The following is a 26,701-nucleotide window of genomic DNA, read 5'->3' as shown; positions in this document are numbered from 1 at the left end:
TTTAATCTCCTTTATTGATCCATTCCCATGCCATATCTTTTGCAAAATGATCATTGGACGTGTTGTATATATCTTTAAGTATTGTTTGACCATTTGGGAAATGTTTGATGGCTTGTGCGGCTTGAGATCGTACATACCAGATTGAATCATGAAGCAAGTCACGAAGACAAGATATACTCTCCTTCTCCTTAACCTTCCCTAGTAATTTCGCAATCATCATTCTTTCCTGCCAATTCGAAGACTTACATAACGGCAAATATTTCGAAATATCCTTTACATATCCAATAGCAGCAAGTGCTTTTAAAGCTCTTAATCTTTCCTCACCTGAACTTGATTTAAAAACCGATTCAAGAAAAGGTGAGTATTTCAATTCTTTTTTTAATCCGATCATATCGAGTATGGCATTTTTTAATGCAGGCTGACAGTTATGGAATCCGAGAACAAACATATCTAAATGATTTTCATTTCCAACAAACAAGATAGAACGATAATCATACTCGGATAATTGTGTGTGATTTATAGCTAATTCATTAAATATGTTTTTGTTTTGAAATAGGGAAAGAATTCGTAAGCCATGAACGATTTCGTCTTTTGTTACCCTCTTTTTTTTAATTACATTTATTACTTCATTTTCAAGAGTTAAAATGTTAAATTCTTCAATATGATAAAGAGCATTCATACGTTTGCTCCATTTATTACTTTTTAATAGATCTTTATAATAGTCGGCTAAGTACAAATCCACTAGAAAAAAAAGATTTTTCTTTTCCTCTTTCCCTTCTAATATTTCAGCATATTTACTTAATAGTTCCTCAAGTGCTCTTTTTTTTTCATTCGTATTGGGAAGAGAAACCCTGGAAACCTCACCATCTATTAAATAAGACATTAACCGCTCATTATACCGCTTTTTGTGCTTGTCAACTTTTAATCCCACTCTAATTTCATAAGATTTTCTAATTATTAAATATAAGAGGATCAAACTTTGAATCACTAAAATAATAACTGTCGCAATAGACAGATACAGTAATTCATTTTCCCACATATTACTACATCCTTTGAATGAGTCGTTGGATCCGTGCCTGGAGCTCTGTCATGCTGAATGGTTTTGTTACATAATCATCTGCTCCAAGCTTTAAAGCCCTTGCAATATCATTTTCGGATTTACGGGCTGTCAGCATAAGGACATTCGTCCGATCCTTATTTTTACCTTGTTTAACTTTTTGTAATATTTCTATGCCATCCATTACTGGCATCACACCATCAAGTATAAGAAAATGTTCTCCCTGCTCTTCATGACGACTAGATTCGAAAAATTTCAAGCCATCTTCAAATGCTTTAATATCTAGTTCCATATGATCAAATTTCATTGTTTGCAGCACTTTTACTAGCATGGTTCGTATAATCGCATCATCATCTACGATCGAAACATACAGCTTATGTTTTACAAGACCTGGTACGACTGAATTAGAGCTAATCACTCTAGCCCTTCCTTCTTCTTTTGCTTTATAAAGAGCCTCATCGGCAGATTTTAGTGCAGTGGACATCGAAATATTTGGATCATTAACAACAAAAACACCGCCAGAGAATTTAACATGGAATGTGGTTGTCCCTGATATAAATTCAATCTCGCTAAACCTGTTCAATAATCTTGTCAAACTATCTATCGTGTCACTATCGTTACAGTTAGTAAATAGTAAGACAAATTCCTCACCGCCGTAGCGAAAAACATAGTCAGAACTGCGGATATTTTCCTTTAAGAACTGTGCAAATTTCATTAGAACCATATCGCCCATCAAATGACCATATTGATCATTGATTGCTTTGAAATGGTCTAAATCTAATAAAGCTATCGTAAATGGATTTTTTGTCCGAAAAAGTTCTTTCAAACTTTTTTCGTATACTTCGTTTAAAAAACGGCGATTATACACTTGGGTAAGCTCATCAAGTAAGACGGATTGGTCAAAGATTTGTTTTCTGTATAGCTGTCGTTCGACACGGATGATAAACTCTTCAATATCAATAGGTTTAGTGATAAAATCATCAGCGCCCTTTTTATACGCATTTAACCTTGTATCTCGACTCTGGTCAATACTAATCATGATTTTCGGGATAAACTTTTGTTTATTATGCATTTGAATAGCTTCTAATATTTGAAACCCATTTTTATATGGCAAATTCACATCAATGATGAGACAGTCCGGATTTAATTCAAAATATTGATCGATTGCTTTTTCAGGTTCTGTGTTTGCAATTACCATCCAGCCATTTTCTTCAAGAGCATCTTTAAGAAGTATGAGCATAGACACATCATCATCAATTACTTGGATTAAAGGGATATTCCCCTCCCTAGGTTGATGTGGTTTACTTTCTATTTCTTCAAAATTTTCATATTCATAACTAACCCCAATTAAATGATAAAGGAAATCACGAAGCTCATCCTTCTCCCATGAATTCTTCTCATTCGTTTCTATTTTATCCAATAATTCGCTAGTTATTTGTAACAAACCGCCTAATTGAATTGTTCCTGACGTTCCTTTTATTGAATGTAAAAAACGATGAACCTCTTCGTTAGGGATAAGCTGGACAGAATTTGATTCAAACCATTCAGAAATCTGATCCTTTATCTTTTTTATCAATAAATTTTTATATTTTTCAAATGACATTTTTACACCTCGTGTTAAATAAAGGCTCCTATTGTATAAATTATTGCTTTTAGACGCTAAAGTTTGTCCGTTGATTTCGAAAGGACATAAGTTTCCCCGTGGAGAGAAGGGAACCTCCACGCCGAAATTGAGCAACCCTATATTCCAATCAACCACACATTTGTTCAAAAGCAACAAAGTTTACGATTACAGCCATAATAAAGGAATACCCCTAATTATAAGTGATAAAATACGTTCTTTATAGTGATGTTTACTTTTTATTTTCAACTATTTTATGAAGTTTTACTTATATACTGTTTTAACTAATGGAAAAAGAATATTTCCTTATAAATGATCAAATACTTTAAATGATATTCATGTAATATCATGTTCAGATAATCCAATCCTAATGATGAGGTGATTCAAAAATGAGTTATAAAGATCATTTAGATCCACATTCTCAGCAGTTTCACCATAATTGGACAAGACCTAAGCGTTCGAAATCACAAGTTAATGGTCATACTCAATTAACTCAAAATACCATTATCCTAAAAAGTAATGCAAAGGCTCACAGATGGTAAGGATATCTGATAACAGAAAAGCGAAAGCGCCTTGATTAGCCCCGACAAGCAAATGCTTTGCCACCCGGAAAGTCGTTTTTTGACTTTTTGGGTGGCGAACATTTGACCTCGAGGTCGACAATAACGCGACGTCCTGTCGCATTGTCGACACTAGTACATCCTGTCCGTCGGGGCTAGGCGCTGGAGCTGGACATTTTCAAGAAGAAGACTCTTAAACGAGTCTTCTTTTTTTGCATTTAAAAGAGGTCTTTTCGCTTAGTAAAACGAAATATTCAAGATAGAATTATTTTTTATCAATTTTGGGGTGAGGTTTTGTTAAGTTACACACGATTAATTATGTTTATTTTATTAAGTTATGTCTTTTACATAAAGGTACCAGAAGACAACCATTTTCTTAAAATTTATGTATTTGTTGCTACATTTGTATTCTTTTTTAATCATTTCAGGATTTTCTCAAACAAAAGCCAAAAACTTTTGCAAACTTATTTATTTACAGACGCTTTATTAGCCTTTACATATGGATTTCTTTTTCCTGGCTCTACGATTTATTTAATCGTATTAGGAGTTGTTTCAGTAACCGTGTTTCTTAGCGTTTCAAATAAGAAAGTGTTGCAATGGAGTTCCGGGGTAGCCTTTGTGTTATGGATAATTGTCATGTTGTATTGGTGGCGGGTAACAGGAACTATAGTTGTTCTAGACAATTTAATTAGTATTTCTTTCGTTGTTTTTGGTGCTATAGTTGGTGATCTTATTCGTAAATTACTTGAAGCTCGCGAAACGATGAACGAACAATTTGAACAAATGAACCATTCTCACCATGCTTTATCTGAGGCACATGGTCAGCTTCAAAAGTATTCCAAACAAGTAGAAGAATTAACAACTATTCGAGAAAGAAATCGAATTGCAAGGGAAATCCATGATACGGTTGGACATAAAATGACGGCATTACTCGTACAATTAGAGCTCGGCAAAGCATTAATAAAGCTCGATATTCAAAAGGCTGAAGAAACGATAGTTGTTTGTGATACTCTTGCGCGTGAAGCACTTCAAGAAATCCGTTTTTCTGTAAGAACTTTACACGAGGACGAAGGAGATCAGCTCACTTTAATTCAATCCATCAGAAAACTACTCGAGGATTTTTATAAAATGGCACAATTAGAGACAATATTTGAACTAACTGGTGATCCGTCCATTATACCTATTTCACTTCAACCGACCATCATTCGAACGATTCAAGAATCTTTAACAAATGCGAAACGTCATGGAATGGCTACTTCTTTTCAATTAGAAATCCATTGCACGAATGATACAATTACGATTCGCACGAAGGATAATGGAAAAGGTACCCATTCAATTGAACCTGGATTTGGGTTGATAAATATGAAGGAACGGATCGAGGAACATGGTGGAACTGTGTTATATGAGAGTATTGTAGGAGAAGGATTTCAAACGAAAGTACAATTTCCACTTATGAGTAAAAAGTGGATTTTAGGAGGCAATAAATGATTAAGATTATAATTGTCGATGATCAACCACTTATTAGAGATGGTTTAGCCACACTATTAGGTTTACGACCAGAGCTCGAAATTATCGCTACAGCAGGTGATGGTCTTGAAGCGTTTGAAAAAGTAAAGTTATTGAAGCCAGATATTGTATTAATGGACATACGGATGCCCGGCACAAATGGCGTCGAAGGTACAGGTTTAATAACCAAATATACAACGGAAACAAAAGTCTTAATGTTGACCACATTTAAAGACAGTGAACTAATATTTGAAGCATTAGAAGAAGGGGCAAGTGGCTATTTATTAAAAGATATGTCAACGGATACGATTGTTAAAGCAATCCTAACTGTCCAATCTGGCGGAATCGTTTTACCACCAGATATTACTGCACAAATGTTAAAAGAGTTAAAGAAAACAAGAGAAATAGATTCACAGACTGAAAAAATAGAAACAGCACCGAAGATTATACGAGAATTAACTGAACGTGAAATCGATGTATTGCGTCAACTTGGATTTGGCTATAGTAATAAAGAAATTGCCAGTATCCTATTTATTACAGAGGGAACAGTAAAAAATCATGTATCCAATCTCATAAATAAATTAGAGCTTCGTGATCGTACCCAAGCAGCGATTTTCGCCGTCAGATACGGAATCACTACATTCGAATGACCATTTGCACATGACTTTTAGCATATACCAAAATTGAAAAGGCCTAATTAGGTCTTTTTTTCATGAGGAAATTTCTACCTCACGCCACATGGAAAAGATTTCTTCTCGATATAAAATTAAATTAAGAATTGATGAGCAAAAGGAGTGGCGAATTCATGTTAGTTGTTTCCGAGATAAAAAAATCATTTGATAAAAAAGAAGTAGTACGTGGAGTTTCATTCACTGTAAATAAAGGGGAATCTTTCGGATTGCTAGGACCAAATGGTGCCGGCAAATCTACCACTATCAGTATGATTTGTGGATTGCTTGCTTATGATTCAGGTGAAATTACCGTCGGTGGAAGTTCAGTCAAAAAGAAACCAATGGACATTAAGAAGAAAATCGGTGTTGTCCCCCAGGAAATTGCCTTGTATCCAACGATGACAGCAAAAGAAAACCTACTCTTCTGGGGAAGAATGTATGGATTGACTGGATCACAAGCAAAAAAACGATCTGACGAAGTATTGGAATACGTCGGCCTAAGTGATCGGGCAAAGCATAAGATCGAAACCTTTTCTGGTGGGATGAAAAGACGAATTAATATCGGTGCTTCCCTAATGCATGAGCCTGAATTATTAATTATGGATGAACCGACAGTAGGAATTGACCCTCAAAGTAGAAATCATATTTTAGAAACGGTAAAAAAATTAAATCAAAATGGAATGACTGTCATCTATACAAGCCATTACATGGAGGAGGTTGAATTTTTATGTGATCGAATTGGCATTGTCGATCAAGGAAAAATGATTGCTTTAGGTACGAAAACAGATTTATGCAACCGATTGGCTGGTGGAACCGTTATTAAGTTAAGTGTGAATTCTTTAGAAGATGCCTTTATCCAATGTGTAAAAGAAATGTCCGATGTAGAAAGAATCGTCACAAACGCTGAAGAACGTTCACTTGATATTTTTGTTAAAAGCCATCAGCATGTTGTCGGTGAAATTATGTCATGTGCTGTAAACAACCATGTATTAGTCCAGTCTTTTGAAGTACAAGAACCAAACTTAGAGAGTCTATTTTTATCTTTAACAGGCCGCTCACTGCGCGATTAGGAGGATTACTCATGAAAAGCTTATTGATTGCATGGAAAGATTTTACGATTCGCTTTAAAGATCGTAAAGGATTTTTGACAATGATCGCGATGCCACTTATTTTGACGGCAATACTAGGAGCTGCCCTTAATTCCGTGATGGGTGGGGATGGCGGATTTAGTGAAACAACAGTTGGAATCTTCCAAGAGGATCGAGATCCTATGGCCGTCACATTTAAAGATGAGGTGTTATCTGAACTAAACTTCATTACAGTAAAATCTGTTTCAACTAAAAAAGAACTAAAGAATATGCTTGATGATGGCAAAATTGATGTCGGTCTTTCTTTCCCAAAACAATGGAGTGCTAGTTTAAATAATGGAGAGTTAAAGGAGATTACGATCCTATCTCAATCTGATAAACAATTAAAAGCCTCTGTTGTTGAATCTGTTTTAACATCCTTTACAGATCGAGTGAAGACGATGTCAGTTTCAACTACCACAGTGATGAAGGATTTATCTCAATCTACAGCTGTAGGTACAGGGAATATCAATATGCAGGATGTTGCGAAATCTTTTAATAACGAGATGAATCAAGCTGGTAAAAATGAGTTTCAAATTAAGGAAGTATCGATTGGCAAAAAATTTGTTTCCTCCATGCAGTATTACGCTGCTGGTATGGCTGCTATGTTTTTACTATTTAATGCGACAGTCGGGGCAAAGTCGATTATTCAGGAGCGTTCAACTGAAACATTATCTCGCTTAATGAGTACACCTACAAGTAATACTTCAATCTTAGTTGGAAAATTTTTAGGAACCCTCATGTTTGCGGTCATTCAATTATTGATATTTTATACAGCAACGACTCTATTCTTTAATGTGAACTGGGGAGATAATGTTCTTCAGGTTATGGCCGTTGGGATGACTTATGCAGTTGCCGTTTCAGGATTATCGATGATCTTAGCTGCTGCCATTTCCGATGCGAAAACAACGGATCTCATTAGTGGAGTTGGTATTCAAATCTTTGCCATATTAGGCGGTTCGATGCTACCGATCTACGTATTCCCAGAAAGTCTACAAATATTTGCAAATATTACACCAAACAAGTGGGCACTAACAAGCTTCTTAGAAATTATGTCTGGTGCAACATGGAATCAATTATTCGTACCGATGGCTGTATTATTACTAATGGGACTTTTATCGTTATCAATTGGTACGTGGCGATTAAAGGCAAGATAAGGAGGAAAGATCATGCAGAAATCTTGGGCTATATGTGTCATGGAGATACAACGATTATTGAAAAAAAAGCAAAGCTATCTACTTATGTTCGCCATGCCACTATTATTCACTTTGATTTTCGGCTCACTCTTAGGTGGAGATAATGAAGAAAAGATGAAGATTTTATGGGTTGATCAAGATCATACTATTCTGTCTCAATCACTATATGAACAGATAAAGGATGGGAATACCCTATTCGATATTCAAAAGAGTTCACTTAAAAATGCAAAAGTAATGCTTGAAAATAAAGAAATACCAGGTGCAATCATAATATCTAAAGGTTTTCAAGAACAATTAGCTGCTGAAGGTAATCCGCTTGTTACTTTTCAAAAGATTCCTGAATTCACTTCTAGTTCAACCATTACTCAATACGTATCAAATAAACTTGCAAAGTTAAACATTGAATTACTTGCTTCAACCAACTGGAGCGAATATAGCGGTGAGGCTTGGCCAGTTATGTATGAAAAATTACAAAAACAAGCGGATTCATCCCCTATGAACCTGAATAAAGTAAATATTGATGAGAAGAGCCCTACTCCGAAATTAGATGGTATGTCTGGAAGAGCGTCTGGATTTTCAATTATGTTTGTAATGATTATGATGATGAGCGTAACTGGAACGATTTTAGAAGCTCGTAAAAATGGCGTTTGGTACCGGATGCTAACTACACCTGCGTCGAGATTCCAAATTGCATTTGGTTATTTATTATCTTTCTTTCTGATTGGTTGGATTCAATTCGGAGTGTTGATGATTGCTACTCATTTAATGTTTGATGTGAACTGGGGAGACCCTCTTGCCACAGGAGTATTAGTTTCAGCTATGCTGCTTGCTATTGTTGGCTTAGGTCTTCTGATTGCAGGCTTAGTTAAAACCGTTGAGCAGCAATCCTCCATTGGAAATTTAGTCGTTGTGGCGACTTGTATGATCAGCGGCGTTTATTGGCCAATTGAGATTGAACCTGTTTTCATGCAAAAAATGGCAGAGTTTTTCCCACAAACATGGGCGATAAGAGGATTCACCGAATTGATGGCTAACGGGGGTTCATTGGTCAATATTTTAGACAGTCTAGGTATTCTCTTTGGATTTGCGTTACTTTTCCTATTTGTAGGGATGCGAAAAATAAAATTTGAATAGATCTAAAACAAACCAAGTAAACTTTAGTACTTGGTTTGTTTTAGATTCATATATCAATTTTTGATGATGGATTTTAAAAATACAGTAGAATAGATTATAATATAAATAGTACAAACATGTTTAGGAGGAATGAGGAATGACTGAATCGAATCAATCAGAACAAGTAGGAGCACCTAAGAAAAAAATGAGCCTGCAAGAAGCGATGAAACAGCAGTTAGCTAATAAAAAGAACCAACAAGCTGCAGGAAAATCAAACACTACTGGTTCTCAAGCGACGAAAAAAATGCAAAGCCAACAAACAAAAAAGGTAAGCAATCAACGAAGAAAAATGGGTGTATAATGAATGGGCAAAACCGAAAGGATATAACACCTGGTTCATCGGTTAATATCGTTCTCAAAGCTGACCAAAGAACCGGAAAGCTAACAAGTGGGATTGTCAAAGATATCTTAACAAACTCGGCGTTTCATCCTCATGGCATTAAAGTTAGGCTAACAGATGGACAGGTTGGAAGAGTTCAAGAAATTAAGCCACACCAGTAAGAGCATCAAAGGATTAAATTCCTTGGTGCTTTTTTAATTCATTCCTTCTTCTTTCAATAACTGGCGATAATCGTCAGGTGAATCCACATCTTTTGGATATTCATTCTTACTTTTACAGAAAAATAAAAAGCTCTCATTTCTTTGAATAATTTCTCTTCCTCCTACATCGCCATTTAAAGCTTTTAATTCATCAAAAAAATGCTTAGTAAATAAAACCGGATGACCTACCGGTCCATCACTATATTTCATTTGAATAATTACTTTTGGACATTCGTCATTTTCCAACCTTCTACGTTTAAATTCAAGGCAAACTTCTAAAATATCATTCATACATAGTTTTGGCTGATCCCCAAGAAGTATTATCGCTGCCTCTGCTGTATTAGGAAGCGAATCAATAGCTAATGATAAACTGTGCCCCATCCCTTTATCAGGTGTTTCGTTATAAATAATCTGACAATCGAAGGATGAGACAATTTTCATTAACTCATCATCTTGAGTTGGAATAACAATCTTTCTACCTTCAACAAAAATATGTTCCAGTTTTTTTAAAAGGTGTTCGATAATTGAAATGCCTTGAAAAGGTAAAGTAAGTTTACGCCTTCCCATCCTTTTCGCCAAACCACTTGCTAGGATAATAATATATATCCCTGAATAGGTAGTCTTTATATTTTGAGACATTAAATGAACCTCCTTTATCAAAGTTTATTAGCTATTTCCCCACAGTATCAACCAGAAAATTAAGGTTATCAACCATTCCTATAAAAAAGGAAGTAAGCTAAAAGCCTACTCCCCTAGTATTATTTATTTAAATCCTTCGGTAAAAATGCCCCAGGTAACAATTCCGCGACTGTTGTATTCAACACATCACCTTTTAAATTCGTTAAGATGACTTCCATTTCAGGGTCACAAAACTCAGCAATGACCTGACGACAAGCACCACAAGGAGCACAAGGCCCTTCCGTATCTGCCACGATGGCTATTTTGACAAAATCTCTTACTCCTTCGGATACGGCTTTAAAAAAAGCTGTTCTCTCCGCACAATTCGTCATGCTATATCCTGCATTTTCGATATTACATCCTCTGTATACCGTTCCATCTTTAGCAAGTAACGCCGCCCCAACTTTAAATGTTGAATATGGAACATAGGCCATTTCTCTAGCAGTAAGTGCTTCTTGAATTAATTGTTTTTCTTCCATCGATTTCACCCTCCTAAGAAGTTAACTTCTTAATATGAACTATTAGAAGTTTCACCTTTCACAATAGAGACTCCTGAACTAGCTCCGATGCGCGTTGCACCCGCTTCTATTAATGCCAATGTGTCCTCACGATTTCTAACTCCACCTGATGCTTTTACTCCTAGTGTAGGACCAACCGTTTTTCTCATTAATGCAATATCAGCAACAGTAGCTCCACCTGTAGAAAATCCTGTTGAAGTTTTTACAAAATCAGTACCGGCCTTTACAGCGATTTGGCAAGCTCTTTCTTTTTCTTCATCAGTTAACAATGAAGTTTCAATAATTACCTTTGTAAGAGCTTTTCCTTTTGCTGCATCCACAACCGCACGAATATCTCTTTCGACTAATTCATCATTCCTATCTTTTAGTGCACCAATATTTATTACCATATCGACTTCAGTTGCACCATTTTCGATGGCATTGCTCGTTTCGAATGCTTTTACCTCAGGTGTATTTGCCCCTAACGGGAAACCGATAACAGTACATACTTTTACTTCTGGAGTATCTTTTAATAATTCAGAAGCTGTTTTAACCCAAGTTGGATTAACGCAAACGGATGCAAACTTATATTCCTTTGCTTCCTCTACTAATTTTAAAATTTCCTCTTTTGTCGTATTCGCCTTTAAAGCTGTATGATCAATCATGTTTGCAATATTAGTTGTCATTATTTATCTATCCTTTCCATTTAAATGCTTTTATGTAGTTTTCACAAAAAATTGAGAGAAAATTAGTAAACAGCAACATTTTCTTTATCTAGCAAAAAACGCGCCGTAAACTGATCGGTCACTAACACATTGGCATACCCGCCTTTTAATGCCCCATAAATACCTTCTATTTTATGAGCACCACCAGCGATTAATATCGATTGATCTTTCTTTTTCAGTTCCTCTAAATCAATGCCCAATGTTCGGTCATTAAGATGGGGATTGCAGACATTTCCATCTTTATCAAAGAATCGTGAACATATATCTCCAACTGCACAACTGAATAAAGATTTTATGTCTTCATCGGTAAAATACCCTAGTTGAAACAGAAGTGATTCTTTTTTTACTGGTCCTATTGTAAATAAGGCAATATTCGCTTGCTTCCCTAAATCTAGGATTTTTCGAATATGACGATCAGCTTCCATTGCTTTTTTTACAACGATTTGATCGACAATTGCTGGCAAAGGTAAGTGATGAGGTGTCGTATTAAGCGCTTTTCCAAATAAATAGAGAATTTCTGAAGCGTATGTATTCGTTTCAGCATGTGAGACACCACCTTTTAGTTGAACTACCTTTACATCACGGACAAATTTTTGCTTCAATTCTATCGCAACATGATATAGTGTAGTTCCCCACGTAACCCCGATAATATCTTCATCTTGAACGATATTATTTATATAGCTGGCAGCTTTTTCCCCTAAATAATTTTTAATAATTTGATCTTCATATTGGGGGATGGAAGCCACAAGTGCTTCTTTTAATTGAAATGTTTCTTCTAACTGTAATGCTAACTTTTTTACATCTTCAGCTGGATCCTTAATTTTTATTTGGACAATACCTTCGCTTTTCGCTTGCTGCAAAAGGCGAGATACAGTTGGTCTAGAAACACCTAATAATTTTGCTATTTCGCTTTGATTGTAATCAAGTAAATAAAAAAGCTTCGCTGCTTCAATCACTTTATTGATCTTCGTATCTCGCTCCACCATCATCACCTTCAAAGATATTATGAAAACTTAATTCTATTTTAACTCTTTCGTGAAATTTTGTAAAATGAGGGTTTTACATTTGTAAATTCGTATTTGAAAAAGGGATGAAGTGCATAATAAGATGGATTACTTGCCTATTTTAAGTTGATAAGGAGACTTGTATGGTGAAAATATTTCATCGTGGAATCTTTCATTACCGATATTTGCTCGCTATCATTTGGGCTTTTCTCATTATCGGTTTTGGCTTTTTTGCCATTAAACTACCGGATGTATTAAGTGGCAACGGTTTTGAATATGAAGGCACTTATAAACAGACGAATAATCTATTAAAGAAGGAGTTTGGCCAAGGAAACATTCCTGTCATTATCCTGTTTGAGAGAAAGACATTATCATTTGAAAGCTGGAAAAAATCGATTGAGGATTATTTTGTAAAAACAAAACATCTTTCCCATCTTCAAAAACAAATTTCTCCCCTCCAATTCTCGAATATGATGAAAGAGGACGTTGCTTTCGGGATCTTACTTTTTAAAGAGTTAAATGAGAATGATTTAAAACCGATCTTAAAAAAATTAAAAAAAATCACGGCTCAAAATAATATGGGCAAGATATCCGTCACTGGTGAGCCAATCATGGTTGAAGATTTAAATCAAGCTAGCCAAGAGGATTTAGCAAAAGCCGAGATGATTGGCTTACCAATCGCTTTGATTGTTTTAATATTAGCTTTTGGCGGTTTAGTTGCTGCGAGCATCCCTTTAATCATTGGTGTAAGTTCCATTTTCGTTAGTATGGGAATTGTTTATTTTTTTCATCACTTTGTAGACTTAAGTATTTTTATTTTGAATATTGTTCCAATGATTGGTTTAGCCTTAAGTATTGATTTTGCTCTTCTCTTCATTAACCGATATAAAGAAGAAATCCAATCAACTTCTCTTGATGATGCCCTAATCACCACTTTACGTACTGCTGGTCGTTCGATTATTTTCTCAGGTATCTGTGTATTTATAGGTTTGTCTGGGCTTTTGTTTATCCAAATCGATATTTTTCAAAATGTCGCGATCGGCGGAATGATTGTTGTATTCGTTTCCATTTTATCATCCTTAACATTATTACCAATGATGTTGTATTTTTTAGGAAGAAAAATACATGCATTACCATTATTAAAGATAAAAGGGCGAGATGAAAAGGTTTGGAATGGCTTCGCCAAATTAGTGATGCGCTATCCGATTATTATTACCATGGTATCGTTGGCCGCTCTGTTGGCATGCCTAATACCGATTCAGGATATTCGACTAGCGATACCAGGAATGGATTCTTTACCACCTCATTATGAATCTAGAATTGCATTCGAGAAATATAAGAAGCATTTTATTCCTAAAGGTCGTGAAGAAAAAAATGAACTAATAATGGTAATAGAAACCGAGGATGAAATTACCACTGAAAAGCATTTTGAACATGCAACTCATTTTATAAAAAGTATTCAAAAAGATCCAATGGTTACGTTTATCGAATCACCCTTTTCCATTTCAAAAGTAGAGAATGCTAAGATTTTTTTTCAAATGTGGCAAAATGATCCGAAATTCAGAGGGAATTTCCAAACTTTAATAAGTAAAAACAAAATGCTTTTGAAAGTTTACTTAAATGAGAAAAAAAGCGATGCTGATACTCGTAAATGGGTAAATAAATGGGAGGACAAAGACACTTTCTTCCGTATGTATTTAGGTGGGCAAGTAAAGTTTGAACAAGAAATCTTTGATGAAATATATATAAAAACTCCTTACGGGTTATTATTCATTCTTGCCTCCACCCTATTGATTTTGACCGTTGCTTTTCGATCGGTTCTTATTCCCATTAAAGCTGTATTTATGAATATGCTAAGTTTAGGAGCTACATTTGGCATTGTCGTTTGGATTTTTCAATACGGTCATTTTCATCTTGAACCCGTTTCAATCGGATTAATTTTACCCGTATTTGTGTTCAGTCTTGTATTCGGATTATCAATGGATTATGAAGTGTTTCTCATTTCTCGAATTCATGAGGTTTATTTAGAAACAAAAGATAATAGTTACGCAACAGTTAAAGGTTTAACTTCCACTAGTAAAATTATTACGTCGGCTGCAGCAATTATGATTGTTATTACCGGGGCTTTTTCCTTTACAGGAGTGATGCCAATTAAACAAATTGGCATCGGAATCGCCATTGCTATTTTTATCGATGCAACGATTGTTAGACTCCTTCTTGTACCTGCATTAATGAAGCTTTTAGGTGATTGGAATTGGTGGTTTTTCAGGACGAATCATAACAAAAATGAAACTTAATTAATGCGAATTTATAAAAGGGAGTTTTTTGATAAAACTCCCTTTATTTCTTTAAAAAAAATTTCCATTATTTCAGGAAATATAAGTTATAATCACTTTTTGAGGCATATCACTTTCATTGTAAACATCCTTTTTGATACGTTCACATGAAGGCATTTGAAATGAGAAATCTTGTATTTGCTCTGGGATAATGCCATCCTGCTTAAGCTTGTTAAATACTATTTGCATAGCTTCATCAGTTTTCATACATTCTTCTAGTCCTTCTATTTTAAAACATTCTACACAAGTTTCAACAATATTATCATTAATTTTTTCCTGGATAAAAACCAATTTCGCACCTGTAATTTGCTCTACTTCACTATTTTCTAACTCAATAATAGTCGTCATATTCATCTCGAAACACCTCCATGTTTTATAAATCTATTATAAAAAATATTTAAACCCTATACTGATTAACAGATTAAAGTTCAAATATTCTTCAAAGGTTTGTGACAAGTTTCTGTCATAAATGAAAGCGCGTCAGTTCTCCATCGCTTTAAAGCGATGGGGGACTGACCCCCATCACGTTAATACACTAAAGTTTTTTTGAATTTTTTATGTCTTTTTGTCGTTGTTGAGAGGTTTTATCTCATTTTGTGGAAGATATAGTTTGTTTAATAAATCCCTTATTAGGAAAAATAATAATTGGGAATACCTATGAAGGAATGGAGGAATTGTCGTGGATAATCAATTAACTAATATCATTAACAAGCAAATTGCCAACTGGTCAGTGTTATTCATTAAGCTTCACAATTATCATTGGTATGTAAAAGGTAATCAGTTCTTTACCTTGCATACTAAATTCGAAGAGTTTTATAACGAAGCTAGCCTACATATCGATGAACTTGCAGAAAGACTACTAGCCATTGGTGGTAAGCCCGTTGCAACGATGAAAGACTGTCTTAATATGGCATCAATCCAAGAAGCTTCAGGAAGTGAATCCGCAGAAGAAATGGTTCAATCGGTTTCAAATGATTTTTCTCTTCTCGTAAAAGAATTAAAAGAAGGTATGTCTATTGCTGATGAAGCTAATGATGAAATTACTAGTGATATGCTATTGGCCATTCATTCCAGCTTAGAAAAACATGTTTGGATGTTGAAAGCTTTTTTAGGAAAAACAGTATAAAAAAATGAGACTAGCCAACTTAAACTGAGCTTAAGAAGGTTAGTCTCTTTTTAATTAAGCAGGTATTTTTTCCGTAGATGCCTTTTTCATCTTCGGCTTCCCTAACACTTGTTTATAGAAAACGATTCCGCTTCCTAGCAAAATTACTCCAAAAAGAAATGTTTTTAGATCAGAAGTACCTGCAATAATGACCCAGATCGAATATGTGGTAGCAAGAGCTGCGATAACCCCATCCATCCAGCGTTCTTTCATCATATTGGCATACGTATCCCCAGTAATGACTAGCTTCAACTGGAAGAGAGATGCAATAAGATAAGGTACTAAATAAGACAATGTAGCAATATAAATAACAAAATCAAATGCAGCTGAAATCGAACTTGATATCGTCGAAAAAATAAATAATTGAGCTAATCCATTGCTTATGACTAATGCAGTAACAGGAAGTCCTTTTTTATTTTCTTTTAGAAATGATCGTAAGAATAAACCTTGTTTTGCTGCCTGATAAGGAATTTCTCCCCCTAACATCACCCATCCAATTGTAGAACCAAGTAAACTAATTAAGCCAACTCCAGCTAAAACCTTACCTCCAATTGGACCTAATACGGTATCAATTGCATCAATTAGTGGTTTTTCTGAATGAACAAGAACGTCTTGACTTAACATCCCCATCACCAAAGTACTAATTCCAATATAAATGGTAAGGGTAATCAGAAGTCCTAGAACCGTAGCCCGTTTTACATCGATTTTTTTCTTTGCTCTTGCAGCAAAAATCATAGCTGATTCTACTCCACAAAAAGCCCAAAGAGTGGCTACTGCCGCATTATTTATTTGTCCAAACAATCCAATTGTATGCCCTACCTCATCTGCTCTTGGTGCCACAAATGGAAGTAAATTTGCTTTATTAAAGGCGAATAATCCTACCAAAATAAATAAAAAGAAACCAATAACTTTTGTTGCAGTTGCTAAAAAATTTAATTTTCCAGCATGCTCAAGCCCCCGCAATATAATAAAATGTGTACCCCAAAGTAAAATGGTACAAACGACGAATGTTAAAGCATTTCCAACTTTCATTGTAAAAGAACCTAAGCTAAAAAGCTCTGCTTGACTTGTCATTACAGGAAAAAATGTCGATAAATATCCAGCGAAAGTCGTAATAATAGCTACATTGCCCGCAAAAGTACCAATCCAATATCCCCACGAAGCCATAAATCCTGAAAGAATCGATGCTTTCGAATCTTTCTTAAAAAGCTCTTTTGCATAAATCTGCGGTCCACCAGATAAATTAGGTTTTCTGATAGCTAAATTTCCAAAAACAAGAGCAATCATTAGAACTCCCGCTCCAGTTAAAACCCAGGCTCCCATTACGCCTGCAGGGCTGGCTGCTTCTGTTAATGAACGCGGTAACATAAAGATCCCTGACCCTACCATATTACCGATAACCAACGCTGTTAAAACCCAAAATCCAAGCTTGTTGTTTTGGCTCATTTGTACACTCCTCACTTATCCTTTTATATACTTAAAACGTGATAATCTTCATTTTTAAACAACAAAAAACACACCTGAATACGGTGTGTTTACAATACCGCATCAGTCCAAATGGATAGTTCATCATAGCTAAACACTATGACAGTCCTGCACCTATTCGATACAGTCCCAGCTACCATAACTAGAGTAATTATGGCGCTTCGGCGACGTTTCCTTTCAATTAACCTCTATCGGGTACTCTCACCCTTAGTCAATTTACTATTAAAAATCGCGACCTCTACCTCATCTTTTAGCTGATGAGGGAATAATTATTTTGAAATTATTTATTACGTTAGTAAGCATACATTCTGAAAAGTGAACTGTCAAAGGTAATATTATACTAAACCACTGTATTTCGTTTTAATGCCATAATGCAATATGTATTGCGGACCAATCTTCCCTACCCTTCGTTCTCCACGATCGATAAATCCAACATTATCGTACAATTTTTTTGCCCCAATATTTTTCATATTCACTGCAAGAACGATTTCGTCAAATTGAGGGAAGTTTTCCTTTACAAAGCTCGGTAATTGCTCCATCGCTAATTTTCCATATCCTTTCCCTTGATGCTTATAATTAATAGATAAAGCCCGAAGGAGAATAGCATTTGGATTTTTTGAAAATGAAGAAATCTCCTCACCGTAATGAAGGATAAAAAAACCGACAACATCATCCTCATCTAGTATGACTATTGGGAAACGATCTTTATCCTTAACTGAAATTTCTAACACGTCTACTGGTAGACCTGTAAATTGATGCTGTTCACTTGGCAAACTAAACTCAAATAATTGAGCTCTGAATCTTTCTTCATAAAAAGCTAGGCAAACCATTAAAAATCCCTTCTTTCCATCAATATTCATAACAAATGGTCTTTATTGACATTCTAATACATGGAGGTGAAAATGTGGATAAAAAAAACTCAATGCCCGATTTTGATAGCTTAGATGACCGTATTATTGCTGAACAACCTAACCAACCAATGCTTGTTATTAAAACTAATTTAGACCCTAAAGATCCAACGGAAAATAATCCTTATTTTACAAGCAATAACCATACAAATAAAAAAGCTTTTCAAAATTATTTCGATAATAGAACTCCTGACAGCGGTAATTTAGAAAATCCATGACAAAAAAAACGTTTGGAGCTTAATCCAAACGTTTTTTCATGTTCATGCAATCCGAATTTAAAAATTATTGACCTAGATTTTTTATTTGATCAATGATGCTTGAAATGTCTTGTACGCTTTGAAATAGTTCTGTATTTTCAAGAACAGCAGGATCAAGTTTGCCATCCTTTATATTACTTAAATAAACGTCAATACCTTGAGCAATAATATTATTTTTATCCACAATCTGTTGGTGCAAGTCTGCTGCCATTTCAGGTACTTCCAGTCCATTAAACGAATCCATTTCTACCTTCATCTCTTGAAGCAATGTCTGCAGTTTATCAGCTGCTTGCTGATCTTTCACAGCTTGTTGGGCAAGAGAAGGTGCCTCATTGGCAAAAGCTGTTGCTTTACCAAAGTAGTCTGTTGCATCTTTTACATATGTAATCGTACTTTTCGCATCATTTAATAATGAACAACCGCTTAGAAGGATCAATAGACTAGCAGCAAAAATCACCAAACTCTTTTTCATATCAAAACCTCCTTTTGATTAAAATGCTTTGTATAAATTCGCCATTTCGATGGCATTTACTGCCGATTCCCAGCCTTTATTTCCTGCTTTCGTTCCCGCTCTTTCAATTGCTTGTTCGATGGAATCAGTTGTTAACACTCCGAAGATGACAGGAATGCCGGTATTTAAAGCTGTTGAAGCCACACCTTTAGCCGTTTCATTACAAACAAAATCAAAATGTGGTGTCGAGCCTCTAATAACGGTTCCAAGTGTAATTACTGCATCATAATTATTGCTTTTTGCCATTTTTTGAGCAATCAAAGGGATTTCAAATGCACCAGGAACCCAAGCGATATCCACATCTTCCTCATTTACACCATGTCTTTTTAATGCATCCTGTGCCCCGCTTAATAACTTACTAGTAATAAATTCATTAAATCGACCAACAACGATACCAATCTTTAAGCCTGTTCCTACTAAATGGCCTTCATAAATTTTACTCATTTAAAAATCCTCCTATTGTTAAAAATGAAGCATATGCCCTAATTTTTTATATTTTGTTTTCAAATAATTTTCGTTTTCATCTCTTGCTTCCATTTGAATAGGAACTCGTTCAACAACTTCCAATTCATAACCTTTTAATCCTGTAATCTTTCTAGGATTATTTGTAAGAAGCTTCATTTTTTTAATTCCAAGATCTTTTAATATTTGCGCGCCTATGCCATAATCTCTCAGATCTGCTGCAAAGCCTAATTTCTCATTTGCTTCAACAGTATCAAGACCCTCTTCTTGAAGTTTATAAGCCTTCATCTTATTAATCAGTCCGATCCCACGGCCTTCTTGGCGCATATACAACAGCACACCCGAACCTTCCTTCTCAATTTGTTTTAAGGCAGCATGAAGCTGAGGCCCACAATCACAGCGATATGATCCAAAAACATCCCCAGTCAAACATTCTGAATGTACTCTAACTAAAACAGGCTCATCTGATTTAATCTCACCCAGAATTAAAGCAACATGCTCTTTATTATCAATGACATTAGAATAACCCACAGCTTTAAAATCTCCATATTCTGTCGGTAATTTGATTTCAATTTCACGATTTACTAACTTATCTTTTCGATTTCTGTATTCGATTAAATCCTTGATTGTAATCATTTTTAACTTGTGCTGATCGGCAATTTTTCTGAGTTCTGGTACTCGCGCCATTGTACCGTCCTCATTCATTATTTCACAAATAACTCCAGCTGGCTTTGAACCGCATAGCTTAGCTAAATCAATTGCTGCTTCTGTATGCCCTGCCCTTCTAAGAACCCCACCTTTTTTTGCCACTAACGGGAAGATATGTCCTGGTCTTTTAAAGTCAACCCCCTTTGAATCAGGATTAAGCATTTGTAAAATCGTGGCAGAGCGTTCGAACGCTGAGATTCCTGTTGTCGATGATTTATGGTCAATACTCACAGTAAAAGCTGTCCCATGTGGATCAGTGTTTTGCGCAACCATATTATTCAGTTCAAGCTTTTGCGCTAACTCCTCCTCAATTGGTACACATATTAATCCTCTTCCATAAGTAGCCATAAAATTGATAACTTCAGGCTTGGCTTTTTCAGCTAATGCAATAAAATCCCCTTCATTTTCTCGGTCCTCATCATCGCAAACGATGACTACCTCACCTTGCATTAATTCGTAAATTGCTTCTTCAATCGGATCAAACATATTATCTCTCCTTATTTGAACCCATTTTCTTCCAAAAATTGTATAGTAATACTCGATTTTCCTTTCGGAAGTTCCCCGCTAAATCGTTTCGCTAGAAAATGATCGATATATTTCCCAAGCATGTCACTTTCGACATTGACAATTTCTCCAATTCCCTTAAATCCAAGGATTGTTTCACTAAAAGTATGTGGAATAAGTGAGATGGTAAAGCTATTCTCCCCAACTCCAAATACAGTTAAACTGGTCCCATCCACAGTGACCGATCCCTTATAGATAATGTAACGAAGTAGTTCCTCTTCAACCTCAATTTCATAATAAATAGCATTTTCAAACGGTCTTTTACTTTTGATCATCCCAATACCATCAGCATGTCCGGAAACAAAATGTCCACCAAACCTCCCCCCAGCTGCCATTGCTCTCTCTAAATTCACCTTAGACCCTCTCTTTAAGGATTTTAAACTAGTTTCTCTTACTGTCTCAGGCATGATGTCGACAGAGAAATGGTTATTTGTAAATTCTGTAACGGTTAAACAGACACCGTTTACAGATATGCTATCACCTAGTTGGACATCCGATAAAATTTTCTTTGCTTCGATTGTCAGAACAATCGCTTCACCAGTCTGTTTTATATTTGTAACCGACCCGATCTCCTCAATGATACCTGTAAACATAATTACTTCTCCTTTTTTATAAGGATAAAATGCTAAAAGGCCCTAAAGTATAAAACTTCAGGGCCTAAAAATGACATTAGGAAACTAAGGCTTAAGTCGAATATTTTTCGAACCCAATCCTTATTTCTTCCTTCTCCCATCCAGACTATAACTGTCGGCCCTGGAGTTTCACCAGATCCACCGTCTAGCTTAAAAGTTAGACGGGTCACGGACTAAGAAGCACTAGCTTCATCACCGCCGGTTGGGAATTTCACCCGACCCCGAAGGAAATATTTAATTGTTAACAAATATTATACTTGATTGAATGGCTAAAGGGAAATAATACCCCTTTGATTCAGAAAATCAGTTTTATTTTCAAAATAAAAACGATTCCTCATGTTTTGAAGAATCGTTTTATCTACCTATCAAAAATCTACAGTCCCCTGGGTAATATTTTTCCCGTAAAAAATTTCATCCATTTCAGTTTTAAGTTTCTTTGTAATCAAAACTTGCTCTTCAGGAGTCAGTTTTTCTTTTGAATATCCGAATAAATAATTATCTAAATCAAACTGGTTCAACTTACATTTCGTATGAAAGATATGTTCCTGGTACACATTCACATCAATCATGTCATATAACTCTTGGACCTCATCGGGAATATAATTTTGGATTGAACTAATGTCATGATCTATGAACAACTTATGTCCGTTAACATCTCTAGTAAATCCACGAACACGGTAATCAATGACCATTACATCCGTTTCAAACGAGTGTATTAAATAATTTAACGCTTTAAGTGGAGAAATTTCCCCACAGGTTGAAACATCGATATCAGCACGAAATGTACTGATTCCATCATCTGGATGGTATTCAGGATAAGTGTGAACAGTAATATGACTTTTATCCAAAGCTCCAACTACAGCACTCCCTTTTGTAATAGGAACTGGACCTGGTGACTCTTCAAATGATTCAGCCGGTGAATCCTCCACTGGACCTTCTGATACTAAAATAGTCACACTTGATCCTTGAGGAACATAATCCTGTTTGGCAATATTCAATATGTGCGCACCGATAATATCTGTAACGGATGATAAAATCTTAGTTAATCTTTCGGCATTATATTGCTCATCAATATAATCAAGATAAGCTTGCCTTTCCTCTTTCGTTTTAGTGTAGCAAATATCATACATATTAAAACTCAAGGACTTTGTAAGATTATTAAATCCATATAATTCAACTCTTTGTGTTGGAGTAAGCTTCATTTTTTGATCCCCTTTTTCATTCATACTTTTATGGTTGTTTGAATAGGGGGATTATATTCATCTTTCATCAAGAAATATTTCTTCTTCGATGTCTAGATGAAATTGAAATTCTTCAAGGTGAATAAAATGATTATTAATTATTTTTACACCCTCACTTTGAAGGAAAAATATTTGCTCTTGCAACGATTCCTCATCTTTAATAGATAATTCGCCCTTGGAATTTACAACTCTATGCCAAGGCAATCGATGTTTTTTACTCATTGAATGGAGAATTCTAACGACTTGTCTAGCCCCTCTTGGACTTCCTGACAATTTGGCAATTTGTCCATACGTCATGACTTTTCCAACTGGAATATTTTTAATAATCTTTATAGCTCTTTCAGTAAAGGACTCCATTGTAGACACCTTTCATTAAAATTACGTCATCCTCATTGTTTTTTTAAAATTATAAAAAGTAAAGCGACATCTACCCTCATGTTTGGATTGATATAGAGCTTTATCTGCTTGTTCTAGCATCTCATGAATATGATGAGTGGACTGACTTACTCCGATTGAAACGGTAATTTGCCCTATCGGTTGTGTGCTTGCCCCTTCAAATTCCGCTTCCTTTAGTTTTGTTTTTATCTTCTTAATAAAAAGGATAACATCAGCCTTTGAATTTGTTTGCAAAAAGACGATAAATTCCTCACCGCCAAAGCGACCTGCAAGATCTTTTTCTGAAATAGATGATTTTAGAATTTCACCTATTTTTCGAATAATCTCGTCCCCTGCTGTATGTCCATAAGTATCATTGTACATTTTAAAATGATCGATATCGATCATTAAAATATAACCATTCATACCATTCATTACTTTTTTGTCTACTAGATCAAGAAAGGTTCGGAAATTTAATAATTGAGTTTTATCATCATAAGTGGAAAGTTGGATCAATTCATTTCTTCTTATTTTGACATTGCTATCATCATTCATGATAAGTGTAATCGCAATAATGGATAACATGCCACAAATGAGCATGAAAAATGAAATCTCCAACCAGTCCATTGCCAGTAATTCTAATGTAAGTACCCCTAATATGTAGTTTAATAAAAAATAAATAGAGCTACTTAAAATAACTCGATTCAAGTTTAATCGTTTAAATTTTTCGTGAGCCTGCTCTTTCTCATGAAAGAGAGCACCTATGATCACCGGGAGAATAATGGTGACAACTGTTCCAATTAGAACAGTTGGCCCACCCATATTTAAACGATAAATGAGCGGAAAGACGGCGGCTAAGAATCCCATTTTCCAACCTCTTAAAAGAGACAGCCAAAGTAAAGGGACACATCTAAGATCAAATACCATTCCATTCATAGTGATTTGCTCTTGCATAATAATTACTGAGAATATCCCTATAAGTAATGGCTTTACATAACGGAATTGAATCAGATAACTACTAAGAACATCCTTCAATTTGGCTATTATAAATGTAAAACTAATAATATACGCCATGTTCGTAAAAAGCGATTTAATCATTGCACACCTCAAAGAAAAATTAATCTAGCCAATCATCATGATGAATAACTATTTAAATTAAAATCGTGTTCATTTCAAGAAATCTCTCAAAATCAATATTTGTCATTGGCTTACTAATGAGATATCCTTGAATTCCAAGACACTGCTTTTCCTTTAGGAAATTAACTTGTTCTACTGTTTCAACACCTTCTGCAATGAGTTCTAGATTTAAATGTTGTGCCATTGAGATAATAGTTCCAAGCAAAACCTCGTAATTTTTATCGATATTAATATTTCGAATAAAGCTTTGATCAATTTTTAAAAGGTCAATCGGATACTTATTTAAATAACTTAATGAGCTATAACCAGTACCAAAATCGTCTACAGCAATACTTACACCTAATTCCTTTAATTGATTCAAAATTTTGATCGCCAAATTTACATTGATCGTCATACTTTCCGTTATCTCAAGTTCCAGAAATTGTGGGTCCAGTCCTGAGTTTTGAAGAGCATCTGAAACTGTTTCGATCAAATCTTCTTGAAAGAACTGACGGAAAGAAAGATTGACAGAGATTTTCATTGATGGATAGCCCTTTAATTGCCATTCTTTCATTTGTCGACAAGCTTCATTAATAACCCATTTTCCAATAGGGACGATTAATCCTGTTTCCTCTGCAATTGGTATGAACTTTCCTGGTGAAACAATACCATTTTCAGGGTGATTCCATCTTACTAATGCTTCTACACCGATCATTTTTCCTGTACAAGAATTTACTTGCGGTTGATAGTATAATGACAATTCTTCCTGATTAATGGCTCTACGTAAATCATTTTCAAGGGCTACTTTTTCAAGCAATTTACGACTCATATTAGGATCGAATAAAACAAACGGAAGCTCTGACTTTTTCGCTTCAGCTAAGGCAATATTTGCTTGTGTAATAAACTCCTCATCACCTATGTATTTATCTATTGAAGTAATACCAATAGAAACAGAAATATGGAATTTTAACTCTTCTCCTCTAATTGGTTCTTCCATAACTTTAACTAGTTTTTTTGCGTATTCCTTCATATCACTTTTATTTTCAGTCATAATGACGAATTCATCAGGTCCGATTCTAGCTATAAAACCCAATGAATGATCGAACAATCTTAATCGCTCTGCTACGACTTTTAAAACAAAATCTCCAATTTCTGTCCCTAATGTGTCATTCACATTTTTAAAACGATTAATATTAATAAGTAAAAGAGAGAGATTTATATTTAATTTTGAATCATCCATCATACTTGAAACTTTTTCAATAAATGCATGACGATTAGGTAGGCCAGTTAGTTCATCCTCATAGGCAAGACTATGAATTTTCTTTTCAGCCATTACCTTCTCGGTAATATCTGTTAACGTATTGATAATACCTTCAATTTGTCCGTGTGCATTAAAAATGGGAGCAGCATTAATAGATAAGACAGTGCGTTTTTCTCCATCCAACATGCATTTTACATCATATACCGATTCCTTTGTCTTTGTAACCGTATGAAAAACATGTTCCTCTTCTGGAAAATCAATTCCATCTAATGTTTTTAGTTTCCACTTTGGATTTGTCACTTCTCTCGAAATGATTTCTTCATTTGATAGATTTAATATCGTTTCAGCTGCTTTATTTGCATAATAGTTTGAACCATTTGAGTCCGTAATTGTAATACCTGTCGGAATCATTGATAGAATCGTATTAAGTTGTTTTTCGTTTGTTTCTAATGCCTGTTTTGCTTCCTTTTCTTTCATGAAAGGTACTTTAATTGTGGAAATAAAGATTCCTTTCATAAAAAAATAATACCCAGCCAATTTAAATAAATGGCCTAGTAGATTATCTAAATCGTACACATTTTTATAAACTGTAAACATTAGTTCACTATATAAAGAAAATGTGATAGCTAAAATAAAAGGAATAATTAATAGATCCTTCGATTCTCGGTATCGCTTCACTTGGATTAGAATAGTTAAAAGAAAAATAAAAGATATGATGTATTCTAAAATTCTTTTTATGTTAGTTGGACCCGACTCTGCATCAATTAAGATAGGAAGCTGGTCTTCCCACAAAAATACAGTATTACCAATCGAAATAACGAGTAAAGCTGTAAGAGATAGTAGCCCCCATCTAGCACCCTTCGTTATTTCCTTATCCTTTTGATAGATGATCATAAATAACCCTAAAGAGAGAATTACTCTCGAGATAATCCATAGCCAAGTTGCTCTTTCTACAGAGCTTTCCTCTAGAAAGAACGGCATCCCTTTATAAGATAAGGTATGGAGAATATCTAAAATACCCATTACAAAAAATAATAATGCTATCATGACTCGGTATTTCGATAATGTATGAGTGAAAATCATCCACCCTTGTATAAATATTGAAAAGGAAATGGAAATACATAAAAATTCAATCAAAGTATGTAAAGATAAAAAATTATTAGGGTCATAAAATTTTTCAAAAGTGTGACCAATATATTTTGTTCCCAACAATAAAACCAATCCAATGAAAATCGTTATGTAAGCCCTCATTTCTATTTTCCAATTCATTATTTTGCACTCCTATATTAATTGCATATTAGTTTAATAGCTTGCAATTACAATAG

28 protein-coding genes and 2 riboswitches are annotated in these 26,701 nt (G+C 34.9%); of the genes, 11 read left to right on the top strand and 17 right to left on the bottom strand.

The genetic code is table 11. The features are described from left to right. Position 1: 1 nt before the first annotated feature. Together ACFSO7_RS03215 and ACFSO7_RS03210 are read right to left on the bottom strand one after the other, a co-directional pair. On the bottom strand, positions 2–1,039 hold the full coding sequence (locus ACFSO7_RS03215) for a HEAT repeat domain-containing protein (protein WP_377875255.1): 1,038 nt from the start codon (positions 1,037–1,039) through the stop codon (positions 2–4). 4 nt (positions 1,040–1,043) lie between these two features. Then, positions 1,044–2,660, bottom strand: a complete 1,617-nt coding sequence (locus ACFSO7_RS03210) for a GGDEF domain-containing response regulator (protein WP_377875253.1) — start codon at positions 2,658–2,660, stop codon at positions 1,044–1,046. Positions 2,661–3,067: 407 nt separating this feature from the next. Here ACFSO7_RS03210 and ACFSO7_RS03205 point away from each other — a divergent pair, with 407 nt between their 5' ends. The 8 genes from ACFSO7_RS03205 to ACFSO7_RS03170 all read left to right on the top strand — a co-directional run bounded on the left by ACFSO7_RS03205 (position 3,068) and on the right by ACFSO7_RS03170 (position 9,412). Then, positions 3,068–3,220: a YpzG family protein gene (locus ACFSO7_RS03205; protein WP_377875251.1), complete on the top strand. Its 153-nt coding sequence runs from the start codon at positions 3,068–3,070 to the stop codon at positions 3,218–3,220. A gap of 312 nt (positions 3,221–3,532) precedes the next feature. Further along, complete coding sequence (locus ACFSO7_RS03200; RefSeq protein WP_377875249.1) at positions 3,533–4,726, top strand: sensor histidine kinase; 1,194 nt, start codon at positions 3,533–3,535, stop codon at positions 4,724–4,726. Next, a complete protein-coding gene (locus ACFSO7_RS03195) occupies positions 4,723–5,394 on the top strand; it encodes a response regulator (protein WP_377875247.1) in 672 nt (223 codons plus the stop codon). Before ACFSO7_RS03200 ends, ACFSO7_RS03195 begins: the two co-directional genes overlap by 4 nt. 155 nt (positions 5,395–5,549) lie before the next feature. Next, positions 5,550–6,485, top strand: a complete 936-nt coding sequence (locus ACFSO7_RS03190; RefSeq protein WP_377875246.1) for an ABC transporter ATP-binding protein — start codon at positions 5,550–5,552, stop codon at positions 6,483–6,485. A gap of 11 nt (positions 6,486–6,496) precedes the next feature. Further along, positions 6,497–7,699 carry an ABC transporter permease gene (locus ACFSO7_RS03185; RefSeq protein ID WP_377875245.1) on the top strand — a complete coding sequence of 401 codons (1,203 nt, stop codon included), beginning with the start codon at positions 6,497–6,499 and terminating at the stop codon, positions 7,697–7,699. 12 nt (positions 7,700–7,711) lie between these two features. Beyond that, positions 7,712–8,872 carry an ABC transporter permease gene (locus ACFSO7_RS03180; RefSeq protein WP_377875244.1) on the top strand — a complete coding sequence of 387 codons (1,161 nt, stop codon included), beginning with the start codon at positions 7,712–7,714 and terminating at the stop codon, positions 8,870–8,872. A gap of 136 nt (positions 8,873–9,008) precedes the next feature. Continuing rightward, positions 9,009–9,212, top strand: coding sequence for a hypothetical protein (locus tag ACFSO7_RS03175; protein ID WP_377875242.1), 204 nt, complete (start codon positions 9,009–9,011; stop codon positions 9,210–9,212). Further along, positions 9,212–9,412 carry a YwbE family protein gene (locus tag ACFSO7_RS03170; protein ID WP_377875241.1) on the top strand — a complete coding sequence of 67 codons (201 nt, stop codon included), beginning with the start codon at positions 9,212–9,214 and terminating at the stop codon, positions 9,410–9,412. The genes ACFSO7_RS03175 and ACFSO7_RS03170 overlap by 1 nt, the downstream gene beginning before the upstream one ends. Positions 9,413–9,445: 33 nt before the next feature. On the opposite strand, the gene ACFSO7_RS03165 is transcribed toward ACFSO7_RS03170, so the two are convergent. From ACFSO7_RS03165 to ACFSO7_RS03150, 4 genes are all read right to left on the bottom strand, one after another. Continuing rightward, positions 9,446–10,090, bottom strand: a complete 645-nt coding sequence (locus tag ACFSO7_RS03165; RefSeq protein ID WP_377875239.1) for a nucleotidyltransferase family protein — start codon at positions 10,088–10,090, stop codon at positions 9,446–9,448. A gap of 119 nt (positions 10,091–10,209) precedes the next feature. Further along, complete coding sequence (locus tag ACFSO7_RS03160; protein ID WP_377875238.1) at positions 10,210–10,608, bottom strand: cytidine deaminase; 399 nt, start codon at positions 10,606–10,608, stop codon at positions 10,210–10,212. 29 nt (positions 10,609–10,637) lie between these two features. Then, the gene (gene deoC / locus ACFSO7_RS03155) at positions 10,638–11,312 is read right to left on the bottom strand and encodes a deoxyribose-phosphate aldolase (protein WP_377875236.1); all 675 of its coding nucleotides are present in this window, start codon (positions 11,310–11,312) and stop codon (positions 10,638–10,640) included. A gap of 62 nt (positions 11,313–11,374) precedes the next feature. Further along, positions 11,375–12,334 carry a DNA-binding transcriptional repressor DeoR gene (locus ACFSO7_RS03150; protein WP_377876421.1) on the bottom strand — a complete coding sequence of 320 codons (960 nt, stop codon included), beginning with the start codon at positions 12,332–12,334 and terminating at the stop codon, positions 11,375–11,377. Between the two features lie 164 nt (positions 12,335–12,498). On the opposite strand from ACFSO7_RS03150, the gene ACFSO7_RS03145 reads away from it, so the two are divergent. Beyond that, positions 12,499–14,652: an MMPL family transporter gene (locus tag ACFSO7_RS03145; RefSeq protein ID WP_377875234.1), complete on the top strand. Its 2,154-nt coding sequence runs from the start codon at positions 12,499–12,501 to the stop codon at positions 14,650–14,652. 72 nt (positions 14,653–14,724) lie between these two features. On the opposite strand, the gene ACFSO7_RS03140 is transcribed toward ACFSO7_RS03145, so the two are convergent. After that, a complete protein-coding gene (locus ACFSO7_RS03140) occupies positions 14,725–15,045 on the bottom strand; it encodes a hypothetical protein (RefSeq protein WP_377875233.1) in 321 nt (106 codons plus the stop codon). A 325-nt stretch (positions 15,046–15,370) separates the two neighbouring features. Between ACFSO7_RS03140 and ACFSO7_RS03135 the strand changes: the two genes are divergently transcribed. Continuing rightward, positions 15,371–15,817 (top strand): Dps family protein, encoded by a 447-nt coding sequence (locus ACFSO7_RS03135; RefSeq protein ID WP_377875231.1) that lies wholly within the window; start codon positions 15,371–15,373, stop codon positions 15,815–15,817. 54 nt (positions 15,818–15,871) lie between these two features. On the opposite strand, the gene ACFSO7_RS03130 is transcribed toward ACFSO7_RS03135, so the two are convergent. Further along, complete coding sequence (locus ACFSO7_RS03130) at positions 15,872–17,302, bottom strand: amino acid permease (protein ID WP_377875229.1); 1,431 nt, start codon at positions 17,300–17,302, stop codon at positions 15,872–15,874. Positions 17,303–17,410: 108 nt separating this feature from the next. Then, positions 17,411–17,590, bottom strand: a riboswitch (Lysine riboswitch). 86 nt (positions 17,591–17,676) lie between these two features. Continuing rightward, positions 17,677–18,171 (bottom strand): GNAT family N-acetyltransferase, encoded by a 495-nt coding sequence (locus tag ACFSO7_RS03125; RefSeq protein WP_377875228.1) that lies wholly within the window; start codon positions 18,169–18,171, stop codon positions 17,677–17,679. Positions 18,172–18,245: 74 nt separating this feature from the next. Between ACFSO7_RS03125 and ACFSO7_RS03120 the strand changes: the two genes are divergently transcribed. Further along, positions 18,246–18,467 carry a hypothetical protein gene (locus ACFSO7_RS03120; RefSeq protein ID WP_377875226.1) on the top strand — a complete coding sequence of 74 codons (222 nt, stop codon included), beginning with the start codon at positions 18,246–18,248 and terminating at the stop codon, positions 18,465–18,467. Between the two features lie 64 nt (positions 18,468–18,531). Here ACFSO7_RS03120 and ACFSO7_RS03115 read toward each other — a convergent pair whose 3' ends face one another. From ACFSO7_RS03115 to ACFSO7_RS03080, 8 genes are all read right to left on the bottom strand, one after another. Next, positions 18,532–18,978: a DUF6376 family protein gene (locus ACFSO7_RS03115; protein WP_377875225.1), complete on the bottom strand. Its 447-nt coding sequence runs from the start codon at positions 18,976–18,978 to the stop codon at positions 18,532–18,534. An 18-nt stretch (positions 18,979–18,996) separates the two neighbouring features. Continuing rightward, complete coding sequence (gene ribH, locus ACFSO7_RS03110; protein ID WP_377875224.1) at positions 18,997–19,461, bottom strand: 6,7-dimethyl-8-ribityllumazine synthase; 465 nt, start codon at positions 19,459–19,461, stop codon at positions 18,997–18,999. 18 nt (positions 19,462–19,479) lie between these two features. Then, positions 19,480–20,673 (bottom strand): bifunctional 3,4-dihydroxy-2-butanone-4-phosphate synthase/GTP cyclohydrolase II, encoded by a 1,194-nt coding sequence (locus ACFSO7_RS03105; protein WP_377875222.1) that lies wholly within the window; start codon positions 20,671–20,673, stop codon positions 19,480–19,482. A gap of 11 nt (positions 20,674–20,684) precedes the next feature. Further along, positions 20,685–21,344, bottom strand: coding sequence for a riboflavin synthase (gene ribE, locus ACFSO7_RS03100; protein WP_377875220.1), 660 nt, complete (start codon positions 21,342–21,344; stop codon positions 20,685–20,687). Between the two features lie 124 nt (positions 21,345–21,468). Beyond that, positions 21,469–21,616: riboswitch (FMN riboswitch) on the bottom strand. A gap of 132 nt (positions 21,617–21,748) precedes the next feature. Next, positions 21,749–22,585 carry an adenosylmethionine decarboxylase gene (gene speD / locus ACFSO7_RS03095; protein ID WP_377875218.1) on the bottom strand — a complete coding sequence of 279 codons (837 nt, stop codon included), beginning with the start codon at positions 22,583–22,585 and terminating at the stop codon, positions 21,749–21,751. 57 nt (positions 22,586–22,642) lie between these two features. Beyond that, positions 22,643–22,981 carry an MGMT family protein gene (locus ACFSO7_RS03090; protein ID WP_377875216.1) on the bottom strand — a complete coding sequence of 113 codons (339 nt, stop codon included), beginning with the start codon at positions 22,979–22,981 and terminating at the stop codon, positions 22,643–22,645. 21 nt (positions 22,982–23,002) lie between these two features. Continuing rightward, positions 23,003–24,097: a GGDEF domain-containing protein gene (locus tag ACFSO7_RS03085; RefSeq protein WP_377875215.1), complete on the bottom strand. Its 1,095-nt coding sequence runs from the start codon at positions 24,095–24,097 to the stop codon at positions 23,003–23,005. 52 nt (positions 24,098–24,149) lie between these two features. After that, positions 24,150–26,645, bottom strand: a complete 2,496-nt coding sequence (locus tag ACFSO7_RS03080) for an EAL domain-containing protein (RefSeq protein ID WP_377875213.1) — start codon at positions 26,643–26,645, stop codon at positions 24,150–24,152. Positions 26,646–26,701: the final 56 nt, after the last annotated feature.

It is taken from the genome of Bacillus sp. CGMCC 1.16607 (assembly GCF_042683745.1).
Lineage (GTDB): Bacteria > Bacillota > Bacilli > Bacillales > Cytobacillaceae > Pseudoneobacillus.
This window is presented reverse-complemented; position numbering and strand designations above follow the sequence as displayed.